This is a genomic window from Deltaproteobacteria bacterium HGW-Deltaproteobacteria-18, from assembly GCA_002841885.1.
Classification (GTDB): Bacteria; Desulfobacterota; Desulfovibrionia; order Desulfovibrionales; family Desulfomicrobiaceae; genus Desulfomicrobium.
Genome location: PHBE01000007.1, coordinates 1 through 15,283, shown reverse-complemented (window position 1 = coordinate 15,283; position 15,283 = coordinate 1). Strand labels below are relative to the sequence as shown.

The 15,283-nt window shown below is 57.2% G+C and carries 14 protein-coding genes; 4 read left to right on the top strand and 10 right to left on the bottom strand.

Annotation, left to right across the window (positions count from 1 at the left end; all coding sequences use genetic code 11):
• The 10 genes from CVU60_07050 to CVU60_07005 form a co-directional block, all read right to left on the bottom strand.
• Complete coding sequence (locus tag CVU60_07050) at positions 1–675, bottom strand: hypothetical protein (GenBank protein ID PKN41969.1); 675 nt, start codon at positions 673–675, stop codon at positions 1–3.
• 35 nt (positions 676–710) lie between these two features.
• Positions 711–860 carry a hmc operon protein 4 gene (locus tag CVU60_07045; protein PKN41968.1) on the bottom strand — a complete coding sequence of 50 codons (150 nt, stop codon included), beginning with the start codon at positions 858–860 and terminating at the stop codon, positions 711–713.
• Positions 861–873: 13 nt separating this feature from the next.
• The gene (locus tag CVU60_07040; GenBank protein PKN41967.1) at positions 874–2,043 is read right to left on the bottom strand and encodes a Ni/Fe-hydrogenase cytochrome b subunit; all 1,170 of its coding nucleotides are present in this window, start codon (positions 2,041–2,043) and stop codon (positions 874–876) included.
• 12 nt (positions 2,044–2,055) lie between these two features.
• Positions 2,056–3,114, bottom strand: a complete 1,059-nt coding sequence (locus tag CVU60_07035) for a hypothetical protein (protein ID PKN41966.1) — start codon at positions 3,112–3,114, stop codon at positions 2,056–2,058.
• Between the two features lie 34 nt (positions 3,115–3,148).
• Entirely contained in the window at positions 3,149–4,693 is a 1,545-nt protein-coding gene (locus CVU60_07030; GenBank protein ID PKN41965.1) for a cytochrome C, read from the bottom strand.
• A gap of 452 nt (positions 4,694–5,145) precedes the next feature.
• Positions 5,146–5,535, bottom strand: a complete 390-nt coding sequence (locus CVU60_07025) for an acidic cytochrome c3 (protein PKN41964.1) — start codon at positions 5,533–5,535, stop codon at positions 5,146–5,148.
• A gap of 9 nt (positions 5,536–5,544) precedes the next feature.
• On the bottom strand, positions 5,545–6,861 hold the full coding sequence (locus tag CVU60_07020) for a (Fe-S)-binding protein (protein PKN41963.1): 1,317 nt from the start codon (positions 6,859–6,861) through the stop codon (positions 5,545–5,547).
• 15 nt (positions 6,862–6,876) lie between these two features.
• On the bottom strand, positions 6,877–7,536 hold the full coding sequence (locus CVU60_07015; GenBank protein ID PKN41962.1) for a nitrate reductase: 660 nt from the start codon (positions 7,534–7,536) through the stop codon (positions 6,877–6,879).
• Between the two features lie 11 nt (positions 7,537–7,547).
• The gene (locus tag CVU60_07010) at positions 7,548–8,810 is read right to left on the bottom strand and encodes a hypothetical protein (GenBank protein ID PKN41961.1); all 1,263 of its coding nucleotides are present in this window, start codon (positions 8,808–8,810) and stop codon (positions 7,548–7,550) included.
• A gap of 445 nt (positions 8,811–9,255) precedes the next feature.
• Complete coding sequence (locus CVU60_07005) at positions 9,256–10,032, bottom strand: hypothetical protein (protein PKN41960.1); 777 nt, start codon at positions 10,030–10,032, stop codon at positions 9,256–9,258.
• Between the two features lie 236 nt (positions 10,033–10,268).
• Between CVU60_07005 and CVU60_07000 the strand changes: the two genes are divergently transcribed.
• From CVU60_07000 to hrpB, 4 genes are read left to right on the top strand one after another with little or no spacing between them, the layout of a single operon-like run.
• Positions 10,269–11,630 carry a 2-oxoglutarate dehydrogenase gene (locus tag CVU60_07000; protein PKN41959.1) on the top strand — a complete coding sequence of 454 codons (1,362 nt, stop codon included), beginning with the start codon at positions 10,269–10,271 and terminating at the stop codon, positions 11,628–11,630.
• The gene (gene maf / locus CVU60_06995) at positions 11,627–12,253 is read left to right on the top strand and encodes a septum formation protein Maf (GenBank protein ID PKN41958.1); all 627 of its coding nucleotides are present in this window, start codon (positions 11,627–11,629) and stop codon (positions 12,251–12,253) included. Before CVU60_07000 ends, maf begins: the two co-directional genes overlap by 4 nt.
• Positions 12,246–12,734 (top strand): phosphatidylglycerophosphatase A, encoded by a 489-nt coding sequence (locus tag CVU60_06990; protein ID PKN41957.1) that lies wholly within the window; start codon positions 12,246–12,248, stop codon positions 12,732–12,734. The genes maf and CVU60_06990 overlap by 8 nt, the downstream gene beginning before the upstream one ends.
• A 33-nt stretch (positions 12,735–12,767) precedes the next feature.
• Entirely contained in the window at positions 12,768–15,209 is a 2,442-nt protein-coding gene (gene hrpB / locus CVU60_06985; protein ID PKN42276.1) for an ATP-dependent helicase HrpB, read from the top strand.
• Positions 15,210–15,283 lie beyond the last annotated feature (74 nt).

Sequence of the window (15,283 nt, the reverse complement as noted above, 5' to 3'; positions counted from 1 at the left end):
TTACCAGTCAAAATTGGACTTCATTCCGCCGCGCTTGATCCCGAAATCCATGCCGATCTGAATGCGCGTGCAGAAAAACAGCGCAATATGAGACAGCTTGGTGAAAGGGGCTGCGAGCAGCACAATCACGCCGCACAGTACGTGCAGGGTGATCCAGAACGAATAGTTGGCGGTATGATAGGTGGCGATGATGCCGGAGCCCAGCAGGGTCAGAATCAGCACCAGCAGCATGACATCCTTGATGTCGGTCAGGATGCGCACTTCAGGCAGAAGCAGACGGCGAACCGCAATGCCAAGGCCGGCCAGAAAGGCTGCTATGGCCAGAACGTCAGCGAGCAGCTGCGGCATGGCCGGCCAATCGATTCCAAGACCGCTCCTGATCATGACCGCGTGCCCTTCCAGGAACAGGGGCACGATCACGAGCCCGATGTGAAATGCGAAAAACATGACCGTGAAAATGGGCTTGGCCCGCCAGCTGTAAGTCCCGAAGGGCAGCAGCCAGCGATAAACGGACCTGAAGGCACCCTTCAGGCCGTAGCCCATGTGCGGCTTGTAGGCCACACGGTCCAGTCTCCAGTCGAGACCCATGAAATACATCACCACCCGGGCGGCCAGGCCGAAAAAGAATACCGCAAAGGCAAGCCAGAGCAGCGGGCCAGTCAATATCTCATACATAGATTACTCCTTCATTGGTCGGATAAGGACCGAGCCTATTCTTCTTCCGTGTCAGCGAACTTGTCCACGTCCCTTTCGGACACGAACAGCCAGAAGGCCACGAATGCCACCAGACCAATGCCCATGCCGACATAGGCCATGCCCTTGGTCCAGAACATGAAGTCATGATAGGTCATGAATTCCATCTTTCAGCCTCCTTTAGTGCGCGCCCTTGAATTCAGGGTGTTCATGCAGGATCGGCAGCTTGTTCAGGCAGATCCGCAACACGGTGATTTCAAGGGTGACGATGAATACGGTGATCATGATCTCTTCCCAGGAAGGAAAATAACGGACTTCGGCCGGGAGTTGCCAGTTGAAGGCCACCAGCGAGATATTGAGCCTGTTGAGCACGATTCCCAGCACGGTGACGATGGATGCATAAAAGGCCAGCTTCTGATTTTTTTCGCGGGCAGCCATTGCATACATCAGGCAAGGCACGAGCACGAAACCGAGCATTTCAACCAGAAACCAGGCGCCCCAGCCCGTCGTGAGATGGTGCCAGTTATTGTCCAGAGCCACGCCGATCCACTTCAGATTGAAATAGGTAAAAAGAACCACTGCCGCAGCCTTGGAGAAACCCAGAGTCACGCCGGGAGCTTCCTGTATGTGAGTCTCATCCATCTTGTGATGCAGAAACTTGTGCGACAGGCCCCCTTCGAAAATGACCATTGAAAGACCAGCTGGAATGCTTGAAATGAAAAAGAAGAGCGCCAGATAGGGCGAGTACCACAGCGGGTGCAGCTTCGAAGGCGCGAGCATGTACAGGCCGCCCAGCGAAGACTGGTGCAGGGTGGACAGGACAACGCCGAAGATGGTCAGCACCAGGGTCAGGCTATGCGCCCAGAACCGAAGCTTCTTCCAGCGCAGGGTTTCCCACAGCGCGGGCGAGAATTCGATGGCGAGAACGGTCAGATACAGGGCCACACACAAACCTACTTCGAAAAGAAAGGAGGTGGGGCCGGGATAGATAGTCAGCGGATAGGGCAGCCGGTAATAGCGGCCCAGGTCGTAGAGCAGGGCAAAGACGACGAATGCGTAGCCCAGAAATGCGGTGGTAATTGCCGGACGCACCGCAGAATGATATTTTTTCATGCCGAACAGGTACACGGCTGCGGAGGTCGTGTATCCGCCGGCGGCCAGGGCGACGCCGCAGAGCAGGTCGAAGCCGATCCAGATACCCCAGGGATTGTCGTCGCTCAGGTTGGTCACCGACCCGATGCCCATGGTGAATCGCTTCACGGTCAAAACCAGCCCGATGACCAGGATGACGGCAGTCAGAATATTCGCCGGAGTCCAGAATGTCTTGCTTGGTGTGGTGTGGTGAGACATCAACACTCCTCCTTATTGCTCACTCGGATCAGCGGGAGTTTCGGCCTTTAGCCGGGCTTCTTCCGCTTCCTTGAGCGCTTTTTTCACTTCTCGATCAATGGCAGCCTGCTTATCGCGTTCCGCCTTGTCCATGGCCGCTTTCGTCTTCTTCGCCGCTTCGGCCTGCGCGTCAGCCACGGCCTCGGCCACGGCATGGTGCTGCTCTTCCTCGGCAATCTTCTCCCGGCGTTTGGTCAGGGCGTAAGCTCCGGTCAAAAACATGGGCCACAGGCCCACGATGGCCGGAACGACGGACAATGCGCCGGAAGTGAATTCCGGGGCAGGAGTGATGCCCAGATCCTCACGCATGCCGATTTTCTCGAACGGCACGGCGGAGATATACATCCAGCTTGTTCCGCCCATTTCACGTTCACCGTAGATGTGATCAATGTAAATGTTCGGATGCTTGCGGATACGTTCCCGGGCGATGTTCAGCAGATCCTCGCGACGCCCGAAGACCAGGGCTCCCTTGGGGCAGTCTTCGACGCAACCCGGAAGCTTTCCCTCTTCAATCCGGGGCTGGCACATGGTGCACTTGCGCACACGGGGGGTGATCGGATCGTGGTATTCGTAGGTCGGAACCTCGAAGGGACAGGCGATCATGCAGTAACGACAACCCACACACTTGGATTCGTCGTGACGCACCGCGCCGGTCTTGTCCTTGACGAAGGCGCCGACAAAACAGGCCGAGGCGCAGGCAGGCTCAAGACAATGATTGCACTGCTGCTTGCGATATACCGGCTTGTTGCCGATTTCGTACTTGTTGACCACGGTGAAGGTGTCGTGGTGCGTACGCCGTTTCTTGTCCATTACAGTCAAATCGTCGAAGGGGACCGGCTGTGCGGGCAGTTCGTTGACCTTGTTGCATGCGGCTTCGCATTTTCTGCAGCCGATGCACTTGGTGCTGTCGAACAGCACCCCGAAGCTTTCGGGATATCCCTTAAAATGATGTGTTCCACCGGCTGTGGCCGAAGACGCCGCCAAACAGGCTCCTGCGCCAGCCAGCATGCCAATGAATTTTCTGCGTTTCATAGTAGCTCCTCGTTATTGCGACCTTCCGGGCAGGTTATTGCTTTACGGCATGACATTCCGCGCAGGCAGTGGCCGCCGGCTTCTGGATGCCCATTTCGCTATGACAACCGATGCATTGCTGATGGTAAGCGGTCTTCAGGTCAGGCTTGGCGCCATCCTTCCAATCCGCGACCTTGCCGTGACAGCTGGCACACTTGGGAGGATTTGCGGACGCAGGGCTGTTGTGGTGACAACCGGAACAGACCGCGTTGGGGCTGGAATGGAAATAAGCCGCCATGGAGCTATCCTTCATGCCGTCCATGATCTTCTGCACGATCTTGCGATGCGGAAACTTGCCGGGCTGGTATTCATTGGCGAGCACGCCGATCTCCACGATCTCGGGAATCTCGTTCACCTTGATTTCAGGATCGGTCTTGACGCGGGAGTTCATGAGCATCGCAGCGGTGTTGTTCCGGGCAGTCTTGCTCTCGAGCAGTTCCGCTCCGGCATTGATCTCGACATGACACTTGGCGCAGCTGGCCTCGGTGCCCTGACCGGTTCTACCCATGAAAGTATGGCATCCGGAGCACTCCGGCTTGGCCTGGGCCTGGGTATGACAACCCACGCAACTGGCCTGCGCGGTCACGCGATGCATGGCCTGATCGGTAGTTATGAATCCGCCCTCTTCCTTGCCCAGCGAAGTATGGCACTGCGAACAGGGGATCACACCCTTGGAGGAAGCGTTGTGGTGACAGACCGAGCAGTTCTCGTTCTTTTCTTCGTGCAACTTGTGATTGAAGGGCACGGTACTGACCAGTTTGGGCTCGGTTCCGGCCTTGGCCGTGGCGGCCATGAGCAGCGCGTAGTCGGATTGGCCGGCTTCAAGCCTTGGCACATCCGCGACCTTCTTGAATCCGGCACGAACACCGGCGTCATGACAGCCGGCGCACTCCACAGGCCCGGTAGGCTGCTGAGCCTTGCCGATTTCCATATGGCAGGACAGGCATTTTTCATGGGCCTGATCCTTGTTCTCGGCAAAAGCGAGATTACGCTCTTCGGGCTTGTCCTGGGAATGGCATTTGGAGCAGTTCTCCTTCTGCCCCGGGGCAGGAAGAACCATCTTTGAGGACGAGTGGCGGTAATGAAGGGATTTATCAAACGAGATCAAAGTCCGTGGCGACTCCGCAGGCCCTGCGTGGCAGGTCCGGCACTGTTCGCTGCCTGGACCGCTTTTCTTGCCGGCCTTGGTCGTGTCCTCATGACACTTGATGCAGTTGTCGTGATAAATGGCCTTGATTTCCGCGGCATTCGTATCTTCCTGACGCTTGAACTTGGCCGTGACCGTGTTGCCGGTCACTGTATGGCAGGATTCGCACTTACCCTCCACAGCCTTGGTGTGCTTGTCGTGCTCAAACCGGACCACAGGATAATCGATATCGCCGAACTTCTTGAGCGTGTCGATGGAAATCAGATCCGCGCCCATTAATTTCGTTTCGACCGATTCCTGTTTTCCCCCAAGAGCGTTCAGACCGAATCCAGCCACAGCCATGCTTACGCACAGGATTCCAACCCATCGCAGCATTGGTCTTCCCTTCTCCATGTGAAAATTCCTTTGTTGAAATCCGCTCCGGAAAATTCCGGAAACCTCCAAAGCCCGGAGGCCGTCCCCCCAGCACCTTCCTTGAAACGGAAAAAAATCAGACCGTGTGCGCCCGTTCCTAAACTCCCCCAAAAAAATTGAGATTAAGCAGACTATTCCGGTATGATTTATTCCGACCTAGGAGGTATAGAATTACGGCAATGTCGTCAATAGCTAATCCCTTTTTTCACAATCACTTGGAATTACGAAAACCCAAAATTTCACGGCCCGGAGCAAAGAGATAGCACTACGCAACAATCTGTTTTTTATATAAATATTAAAGAATATTTGATTTGCTGCAAAATGTTGTGAGCCCAACAGCGCAAGGCGGATAAGCCAAAAAAAATGAAATTTTCTCAAAAAAAACCGGCCTTCAAGCGAAGGCCGGTACAGGCAATTAAATATAGAACCTGTTATTTTTTTACATGACATTCGCCACAAGCGACTGGACCCTTTTTGGATTCGATATGACAGCTCTTACACTGTTTGTGGTAGGCCATCATGAGTCCTGGCTGGCTGCCTTGCGCCTTGAGCGTATGGCAGTCGGCGCAACCCTGGTCCTCGGAACTCTCGCCCTCGACGAGTTTTCCATCTTCGTAAACATGATGGCACACTGAACAATCTTCCAGAGCAGCCTTGTCATTGTGGTCATCATGATCAAATGCGCTGACCGGACGTTCCATTTTTCCAAAGGCGTCGACCTTCAAGTAGGTGTCGTCCTGAGAAAAAGCCGAAATACTGCAAAACGTGACGCAGAGCACGACAGAGCAGAAAATGAAGTATCTGTATAGTATATGTCTCATTGCTCACCCCTAGACAGCATTTGGTTTTTCCATGCAATCATAGATAATTTCCCCTAGGAACTTGAGCTCCATGCCGAGCTTGTATTTATGGATAATGTCTTCAAGTCCGCCGTGACAGTTGTGGCATGGAGCTATGCAAAGTCGGACCCCAGTGGCTTTGAGCTGCTCAGCCTTGATACTGTTGCTTTCGACGCGAGAGTTCTTGAAAGGCGGACCACAATTGATAACTCCTCCGCCAGCCGCGCAGCAGATATTGTGTTCTCTGTTGGGGTGCATCTCTACCAGGTTTGGACAGAAAGCGCGTACAACTTCCCTGGCTTTTTCATGAAGACCTCGCCCACGCACCACGTTGCACGGATCATGAAACGTCACCGGCTCTTCTATCTGCCTGGCAACCTTGATTTTGCCTGCATTAAGCAAATCCCAATAAAACTCAAGGGCATGGACAACCGGGATGGGCGGCATCTGCCATCCCAGAACACGGTTGCCTGTATCGTAAACCGACCGGAATGCATGACCGCATTCTCCCATGACGATCTTTTTGACCCTGAGTCGCGCCGCAGTCTCGAAATGCGTCCTTTTCAGACGAGCCATCATTTCCGAGTCTCCGGTAAACATGGCCATATCCGAGTTGTCCCAGCCAGGAGTGGCTGGCATGGTCCAATCGCACCCCGATTCGTTCAGAATAGCCGCAGCCTGGTAGATAAGCTGGGTGCGGAACTTGGGTTCCGGTCCGATGACGGAGTACATGATCTCGGCGCCTTCCTTTTCCAGCGGGATGCGGGCGCTCGGCAATTCCTCCCGCAATTCGTCTTCCTGCCAGATCAGGGCGTCGATCCACTCGTCATCCTTGACCCACATCTGATTCATGGTCGCGGAGTGAGAATGTGCAGTATCTTGGATATATAAAGGAGTAAGTTCCAGCTTGTGCACAATACGACGCACCATAGTCATCATATAGCCAATATCTATTCCAAAAGGACAATACTGCACGCATCTTCTGCACAAATTGCATTCAGTCTGCGCTATCTGAGTGGCCTGCTTCATGAATTCAACGGAAACCTTGCCCTTCTTGTCAAGCATTTCCCAGATGGTCTGTTTGACCTTGCCCACGGGGGAAAAGCGCGGGTCGCGGTCGCGGGAAAGAAAGAAATGGCAGGCCTCGGAACAGAGCCCGCAGTGCGCGCATGTCTCGACATATGCTTTCATTCGCGCACCGGCTTCGTTCCCAAGCACCGCGTTGATCGTCTTCTCGATCTTCTCCGGGGTCAGCTTCTCAGCCCCCCGTTCAACACCTTCGTCTTTTATCCAGACGCGTTCTTTCATAGCGTTCTCCTCTTTTTACCAATCCTTGACGTGGCGCACCATGCCGAATTCAGACCCGATATACGCTCTGGTCAAAGGAGCCAGCAGCATATGACTGAGACGCGTGAAGGGAATGGCCACAAGCAGAAGCTCTGCCGAAACCATGTGCAGCACGACCATGAGCATGTAATTACCAAGCTGATGGTAGGCCAAAAATCCCGTCACAAAGGGCGCCGCCACAAGGGCGAGCAGGGCAAAGTCCGTCCAATCGGTGACATAGCTCACTTCGGGACGAATGACCCGACGCACGGCAAAGAAGATGCACGCGCCAATGACCGCAAAGGCCAGAATGTCGGCCACAAAATCAGGAATGGTGAACCAGCCGATACCGAATCCTTCCTCGATCATGATTTGATGCGCGGAAACAAATATGAGCAACACAAAAAAAGCAATGTGGAAGAAAAATGCCACTCCGGTAAAAATGGGGTTCAACCTCATATTGACCGTATTGAAAGGAATTGACCAGTTGATGATGGATCTCAATCCGTATTTGAATGAGATATAGTTAAGTAAAACCTGATCTTTCTTTTTCGCTGTATTCAGTGTCGACCAGATTTTGTATATTGATCCAAGAACAAAAATAATCCAGGCAGCCCAAGCCAGGGGGCCAGATACCAATAAATAGACATCCTGCATGTCTAGCCTCCTTATCCGATAATTTTTGCTACGGACTCGACAATTCTTTGGTACTTTCCGTCCACGATGGCGCGAATGAGAATCCTGCTTCCATCGGGGCTGAACGTCGGGTCAAAGCATTGATCGAAACCCTGGCCATAATCCTTGCCATCCACCGAAATGGTGAAACGGCCATTTTTTTCCACTCTGGCGGCGACATGCTTGCTGTCCGGAGAAAAAACAGGAGCATAACACATATCGTAGTGGCTGCTCCAAGCCCTGTCGTCGGAGAATACGGTCCATTTGCCATCCTGCTTGCCAAGGGCGGCCAGACGTTTACCGTCGGGGCTGAAGGTCATGTCCATGACCATGTCGCCAAAAGTCGTGTTCCAGGGGGTGCCGTCCACGGCCAGTGTCCAGCGTCCGTATTTGGGACAGACTATGGCGGCGAGCCTGTCACCGGAAGGGCTGAACTGCTGCTGCCAGACCTGGAAGAAAGTAGGCTGCCAGATGATCTTGCCATCCAGCGCCATTCCCCATTTGCCTGCCAGGCGTACTGGCGCGACCACAGAGTTCTTGACCGGGTGAAAGAGTGGTTCCCAGACCTGATTGAAATTCTCCGCCCAGGGCTTGCCATCAACGACAATGGTGTAATCGAAGAGCGTGTGTCGAATCTGGGCCGCGACCGAAGTATTGTCGGCATTGAAGCGAGGCGTCCAGACGTTCACGAAGTTCACGTCCCAAGGCGTGCCGTCAATCGCAACGGAATAGGCACCTTCCTTGAACTTGAACACGTCGGCTTGTCCCAGAGGCACGGTCTGAACCACGGCTGCACTGCGCTTGCCGTTGGAACTGAGCACAAAATTGTTGGCGTTCGGAAAGAGCGTTTCCCAGGGCACTCCTTCGACCACCATTCCGTAGGTCATGGAATCGGCTACGCAACAGGCGATGACCGAGCCATCCTTGGAAAACAGCGTGTTGAAGAGAAAACTGTAGGTATCTTCCCAAGGCTCACCATCCACGCACAAGGTCCAATCCCCGTCGCAGGCCAATCCGGCCAAGCGTCCATCGGGAGAATAGCGCAAATACCAGATGCGCTCATACCTCGGCTCCCAACATGTGCCGTTGACACAGACGCTGAATTCCATCTCGCCGGTCTTGACCACGGCCGCCACCTTTTCGCCATCGGGACTGACCTGGTTTTCCTCGCGCCATTCAACGTCGCAATCACATTCGGATAGGTCGGCCACGGTTCTGGAGCCTATGCCCCAATCCCAGGCAGAATACTCAATCATACACGCCCTCCTTACCAACTAGGTTACGCCAAAAGCCAATCTTACACATGATGTCGGAATGAATTCAGATGAGCATTTATAACACTCAAACCTGCTAAATCATGCCAAAGACTCACTTTACTTGCTAAATTTTCTTGCAATCCGGCTAGCCTAGAAATGACAATGTGTAAATATCATTTTGATTTCAGACCCAATAAGTCGACAAATTATTTCGGACTGTTTTCATACACATTATCCCAAGAGCAGGTAAACATTCACTACTTTGCATTCATGCATACACGACACGTCTGTAAGCGAATGCTACAAAAATTGGATTTTCAAGCGAATTAATCCCGTCGGCCAAGGTCATCAAACTGGCCTGCAAGATACAAGACGCAAAAAAACCCGGAAAAACCGGGCTGTTATGCAAGGAATTACTCCCTTTTGGACGGCAATCAAAGACTCTTCAGCGGCAATCCGGCTTCTCGGAAACCGTGGATTCCGACGTCGCGGGCGGCAACACGTCCTGTCCGGCGGCGGAGATCTCGATATTGCGCGGCCCGACCACCTGCCCCTGGCTGTCGATCATAGTGCGTTCGTCCAGGATTGCGATGCCCAGGCGGTCCATGACCTCCCGCTTGTAATCGTATTCCATGTTCTTTTTGCGCAATTTGTAGTTGAGAATCATGCGCACGATCCCGAATATGGTCCCGGCCACAAGCACGCAGCCAAGCCCGATCAGAATGACTCTGGCCGCAGCCTCGCCGAAACGGCCCAGATAATCCATGATCGAGCCCAAATTATAGACGATGCCCATGAATACGCCCAGCAACAGAAGAGTCAGCAAAAAGGGGAGTTGAAAACAGAAATTGGCAGCCTTGGCCAACCTGCTCGTAGCACCTCCGGCCGAGGTTTCCTTGAACACAGTCCCTTTTTTCTGTCCGTAAAGAAAGGAGTTGAAGGCCACTACCACTATGCCGACCAGAAACGTCAAGGCCACAGGAGCCGAGAAAGAGACCAGAAAATAAGCCTTCCAGGGAAAAGGCACATCCACGGGCTTTCCGGTCACCGCCACCTCGTCAATGCCCAACTGGTAAACCCAGCAGACCAGAAAGATCAGCACTTCGACAACTATCAAGAGCTGGATGTATCTGCGAAAAAGGTCCTTGATTTCGTAATCGTCAAAAAGCGAAGCGACTCCCTTTCGCTTTGCCCCGCTCTGACTTTTCAAATTCTCCTGCATCGTATCTCCATATCCTCTCCGCCATGACGAAGAGGCAAGCGACTTGTAAATCCGAGTATTTTGGTATTGGAATCCCCGCCAACCCGCCCTGCCAAACAAAAAGGCCGGACACCTGTCCAGCTCTGGTTACGGCCGAAGCGCACAGGTTGCGCCAAGGGTTGAGTTCCTCCCTGCTTCCGATTAGGATTTCGCGCTTCAGCTTGAATGCCCATCAATTAAGCCACACGGGAATCCACATGAGCCATTTTGACATCATTGTCATAGGAGCAGGTCCGGGCGGTTATGCCGCAGCTCTGCTCGCCAGTCAAAGAGGAAAAAACGTCGCCCTCATCGAGAAGCAAAACCTCGGCGGGACATGCCTCAACTGGGGATGCATCCCCACCAAGATCTATCTTGGAGCCACAGCCCACCTGGAGGGACTGAGCGCCCAGTCGCGCCTGCGCCTGTGCAGCGGCTCCGTGCAGATGGACATGGGGGCGCTCAAAAAACGAAAGAACGCCTTTGTCGCGGCGACCCACAAGGCCATGTCCTGCTGCCTCACTACAAATGGGGTCGCCCTGTTCCAAGGTCAAGCCTCCCTGCTGAATAAAAACACGCTGCGCATCACCGGCGAGACCGAACAGACCCTGGGCTTCGACACGCTGATCATCGCCGCAGGCTCCACCACGAACTGGTTTCCCGGACTTGAACCCGACCACGCGCGGATTCTCGATTCCACCGATCTTCTTGATCTCGACGAAGCGCCCGCAAGCCTAGCGGTCATCGGGGCGGGGGCCATCGGCCTTGAAATGGCCGACTTCTGGCACCGTCTGGGGACTTCAATCCATGTCATCGAAGCCGCACCCCGCATCGCCCCTGCCGAAGACGAAGAAATCGCGCAAACCCTCCACGGCATGCTCAAGCGCAAAAAATGGAACATCGTCACGGGCAAACGCGTGGCCGGGCTCGTCAATGAAGGCGAATCGGTCATGGTCCGGCTGGAGGACGGCACGGAAATCCGAGTCGAGAAAGCCCTGGTTGCCGTCGGACGAAAGCCGAACACTCCCGGCCTAGGGCTCGAAAACGCAAACATTGCCCTGACCGGCGGCGGCTGGGTCACCACCGACGACTTCCTGCGGGCAGCGCCAAACATCTACGCCATCGGCGACGTCAATGGCCGCACCCTGCTGGCCCACGCCGCCGAGCATCAGGGACGCCACGCCGTGCTGCACGCCCTGGGCGAAACCAACGCGCCATACAATCCCGGCCCCATCCCGGGCTGCATCTATGGATCCATTGAAGTCATGCGCGCCGGCCACACCGCCGCCGAACTGGCGGCCAAGGGCAAGGCCGTGAAAGTTTCCCGCGCCAATCTCGGCGCCAACCCGATCTCCCAGGCCCACGGCCAGGCCCAGGGTCTGGTCAAGATCGCCTGGGTGGATGGGGTCGTGCATGGCGTGACCGCCGTCGGCCATGGCGCATCCCATCTTGTCACGCTGGCGGAGATCATGGTCCGCGATCGCTGGACCGCTCACACGGCGCACGAACACATCTTCGCCCACCCCACCCTGGACGAAGCCCTGCGCGACGCGCTCATCGCCCCGCCGGAGGACAAATGAGCAAAGGCCCACTGAGCCAGGGACCCTTTCGTGTCCGCAGGCCCCTGCTCCTGGCCTCGGCCTCGCCCCGGCGGCAAGCGCTCCTGGCCGGGCAGGGCCTCGGATTCGAGGTCGTGCCCAGCGCCCTGAAAGAACCGGCCCCCGAACCGGGAGAGGCCCCGGCGGACTACGCGGCCCGCATGGCCCGCATCAAGGGCCAGGACATCGCGGCCAGACATCCGGACAAGGTGGTCGTGAGCGCCGATACCATCGTGGTCGAGGGCACGAACATCCTGGGCAAGCCGCGAAATCCCGATGACGCGCTGGCCATGCTCTCTTCGCTCTCAGGGCGCTGGCACCAGGTCATGACCGGCTTTTGCGTGCTTCATCACGGCGACGGGATCTCACTTTGCCAAACGGTGACCACACGGGTCCACATGGCCGATAATTCCCGGGCCATGCTCCAGGCCTACATCGGCACGGGCGAACCCATGGACAAGGCCGGGGCCTATGGGATCCAGGGTATCGGCGCTTTTCTGGTCGACGAGGTGCAGGGCTCCTACACTAACGTGGTCGGCCTGCCGCTACGCTCGGTTCTCAATTGCCTGCTCGAAATCGGCGCCATCGGAGTAGCTGATGCCTGAAAAAACAAAGGACAAAGGGAACTGGCTCGAAACGCTGCCGCTGAACCTGGCCACCCTCGGTGCGGCCGGACGCATGCCCAAGGCCCCCGGTACATGGGGCTCCCTGGTCGCGGCGTTCCTCGCGCCTTTTCTCTTTCTGCCGCTGCCGATCTGGGGCCGCATTGCCATCCTGCTGCTACTCTTCCCGCTGGGTAGCTGGTGCGCTGGCCGGGCCGAAAAGAGCCTGTGCTGCAAGGACCCTTCCTGCGTGGTACTGGATGAGCTTTGGGGACAGTGGATCACGCTGCTGCCGCTGGCCGCGTCGGACACACTTTGGATCATTCCGGCCTTTGTGTTCTTCCGGCTTTTCGACATCATCAAACCCTGGCCGGTACGGGCCTCGGAACGCTGGCTGCCCGGCGGCTGGGGAATCATGATCGACGACGGGCTGGCTGGACTTTACGCAATGATGGCGTTGCTCGCATGCCGCGCCCTGTTCTGAGCCATGTCCGCTTCCCGATATGATCCGGCGGCAATGCCCCCTCTCCCCATCGACGCGATCCTGCCCGAACTTGCACGCACCCTGACCTCAAAAACCGCCTGCCTGGTTCATGCCTCTCCGGGCAGCGGCAAAACAACGCGCTTCCCTCTGGCACTGCTCGGCGCTCCCTGGCTGGGCCGAAACAAGATTCTCATGCTCGAACCCAGACGCCTGGCCGCCAGGGCTGCGGCCCGTCACATGGCCGGCCTGCTGGGAGAGAAGGCCGGCGAGCGCGTGGGCTATCGCACCCGCCTCGATATCCGGGTTTCAGGCGCCACGCGGATCGAAGTGGTGACAGAGGGCATCCTGACCCGCATGCTGCAGCACGATCCAGAGCTCTCGGGATACGGTTGCGTCATTTTCGACGAATATCACGAGCGCAGTCTGCAGGCCGACTTGGGCCTGGCCCTGTGCCTGGAGGTCCGCTCCGCCCTGCGGCCGGACCTGCGCCTGGTGGTCATGTCCGCCACCCTGGACGTGACAGCCGTAGCCGAGCTTCTCGCGCCGTGCAGGATCCTTGACTGCCCTGGACAGCCGCATGAAGTTCAGACCCGCTATCTGCGCCCGTCCGGACGCTTCCTTGAAGAGCGCATGTCCCGCGCCATCCAACATGCCCTGGCCACGGAACCGGGCAGCATTCTGGCTTTCCTGCCCGGAGCCCGCGAAATCAGGCGCACGGCGGAGCTGCTCGAAAACCCCGGAGCCGGAGTCGAAATTCACCCCCTGCTCGGGGCCCTGACCGCCACCGAGCAGGACAAGGCCATCGCCCCGCCCGCTCCCGGCACGCGCAAGATCGTTCTGGCCACAGCCATTGCCGAGACATCCCTGACCATCGAAGGCGTGCGCATCGTCATCGACAGCGGACTCTCACGGCTGCCGCGCTTCGACCCCAAAAGTTCCATGACGATGCTGGTCACGGAACCGGCCTCCCTGGCCACCGTGACGCAGCGCCGGGGCCGGGCCGGACGCACCGGGCCCGGCGTCTGCTTCCGGATCTGGGACCCGTCCGACGAGATCAGCCGCAAGCCCTTCCCCGCTCCGGAGATGCTCGAAGCCGATCTGGCTCCGCTGGCGCTTGACCTGGCCCTGTGGGGCACGCCCGATCCAGGCTCCCTCGCCTGGCTCACGCCGCCCCCGCACGGACATTACAAAAGCGCGCTGCATCTGCTGCGAAGCCTCAATGCCGTAGACGACAAAGGACGCATCACCCCCCACGGCCGAGAACTGGCGCTTCTGCCCCTGCATCCGCGCCTGGGACACATGGTGCTCACGGCCAGAAAACACGGCCTCGCCCCCACCGCCGCCTATCTGGCCGCAATCCTGGGTGAACCGGGCCGAAGCATGCGCGGCTCCTCGGACCTGCGCGACACGCTCCGTATTCATCCCCATTCCCTTTCACGCAAAGACACCCTGCGTGCCAGCATGGAACAGATCGCACGGCTCGCCTCCGTCGTCCTGGAGCAGCCCGATCCCGAAGCCGCCGGAATCCTTACCGCCCTGGCCTACCCGGACCGCATCGCCCGCCGCCAGGACGATGGTTCCTACCGCCTGACCAGCGGCCGCAAAGCCGTATGGCCCGGACCGAGCGCCCTGGCCGGAAACGAATTTCTGGCCATCGCCGATCTGGACGGAGACGCGGCTGGAGCAAAAATCTGGCAGTCAGCCCCGCTTTCGTGGACCCAGCTTCAGGCGCACTTCGGAAAGCAGTTCCGGGAAGAAGACGACGTACGCTTCGACCCACTCAAGGACCGGGTCGTCAGCCTGCGTAAAATCATGCTTGATACGCTCTGCGTGCGGGAAAAAAAGCTGCTTCCCGATTCCGAAACCGTGACCAGGGTTCTTCTGCAGGGACAAAAAGACCTCTCGAGCCTGAACTGGAGCGAGGACTGCAAAAACCTCCGGGACCGGATCCGGTTCCTGCGCGGCCTGGACCCGGAGAGCTGGCCAGACGTGTCGGACGAAGCCTTGCTCCATGGCCTCGATGACTGGCTCGGTCCATTTGCGAACGGAGCACGCTCAAGCGCGGATCTGGGTAAAATCGACCTGCTGCAGGCGATCAAGGCCATGATAGGCTGGAACAAATCGCGGGAACTGGACCGCCTGGCACCGGAATTCATGACCGTACCCACCGGAGCAAAACGAAAGATCGACTACAGCCCCGAGTCCGGCCCCGTACTTCCGGTCAAATTGCAGGAAATGTTCGGCTGCGCCACCACCCCCACCCTGGCAGACGGACGCCACGCCCTGGTCCTGCACCTGCTCTCCCCGGCCGGACGCCCCCTGCAGGTCACCCGCGACCTGCCCTCGTTCTGGAAAAACGCCTACCCCCTCGTGCGCGCCGAAATGCGCGGACGCTACCCCAAACACCCCTGGCCCGAAGACCCGACCACAGCCATACCCACAGCCAAGACCAAGAAGGCCACGACGCCACGGTAAAGGCATGCCTCCGGCGGGCAGGGGGCTCACCCCCTGCACCCCTTGCAGTTCTTCACTCACCCCACGCACCACCT

Coding starts and splice junctions, on each gene's coding strand:
- CVU60_07050 (PKN41969.1), bottom strand. CDS start 675: ATGTATGAGATATTGACTGGCCCGCTGCTCTGGCTTGCCTTTGCGGTA.
- CVU60_07045 (PKN41968.1), bottom strand. CDS start 860: ATGGAATTCATGACCTATCATGACTTCATGTTCTGGACCAAGGGCATG.
- CVU60_07040 (PKN41967.1), bottom strand. CDS start 2,043: ATGTCTCACCACACCACACCAAGCAAGACATTCTGGACTCCGGCGAAT.
- CVU60_07035 (PKN41966.1), bottom strand. CDS start 3,114: ATGAAACGCAGAAAATTCATTGGCATGCTGGCTGGCGCAGGAGCCTGT.
- CVU60_07030 (PKN41965.1), bottom strand. CDS start 4,693: ATGGAGAAGGGAAGACCAATGCTGCGATGGGTTGGAATCCTGTGCGTA.
- CVU60_07025 (PKN41964.1), bottom strand. CDS start 5,535: ATGAGACATATACTATACAGATACTTCATTTTCTGCTCTGTCGTGCTC.
- CVU60_07020 (PKN41963.1), bottom strand. CDS start 6,861: ATGAAAGAACGCGTCTGGATAAAAGACGAAGGTGTTGAACGGGGGGCT.
- CVU60_07015 (PKN41962.1), bottom strand. CDS start 7,536: ATGCAGGATGTCTATTTATTGGTATCTGGCCCCCTGGCTTGGGCTGCC.
- CVU60_07010 (PKN41961.1), bottom strand. CDS start 8,810: ATGATTGAGTATTCTGCCTGGGATTGGGGCATAGGCTCCAGAACCGTG.
- CVU60_07005 (PKN41960.1), bottom strand. CDS start 10,032: ATGCAGGAGAATTTGAAAAGTCAGAGCGGGGCAAAGCGAAAGGGAGTC.
- CVU60_07000 (PKN41959.1), top strand. CDS start 10,269: ATGAGCCATTTTGACATCATTGTCATAGGAGCAGGTCCGGGCGGTTAT.
- maf (PKN41958.1), top strand. CDS start 11,627: ATGAGCAAAGGCCCACTGAGCCAGGGACCCTTTCGTGTCCGCAGGCCC.
- CVU60_06990 (PKN41957.1), top strand. CDS start 12,246: ATGCCTGAAAAAACAAAGGACAAAGGGAACTGGCTCGAAACGCTGCCG.
- hrpB (PKN42276.1), top strand. CDS start 12,768: ATGCCCCCTCTCCCCATCGACGCGATCCTGCCCGAACTTGCACGCACC.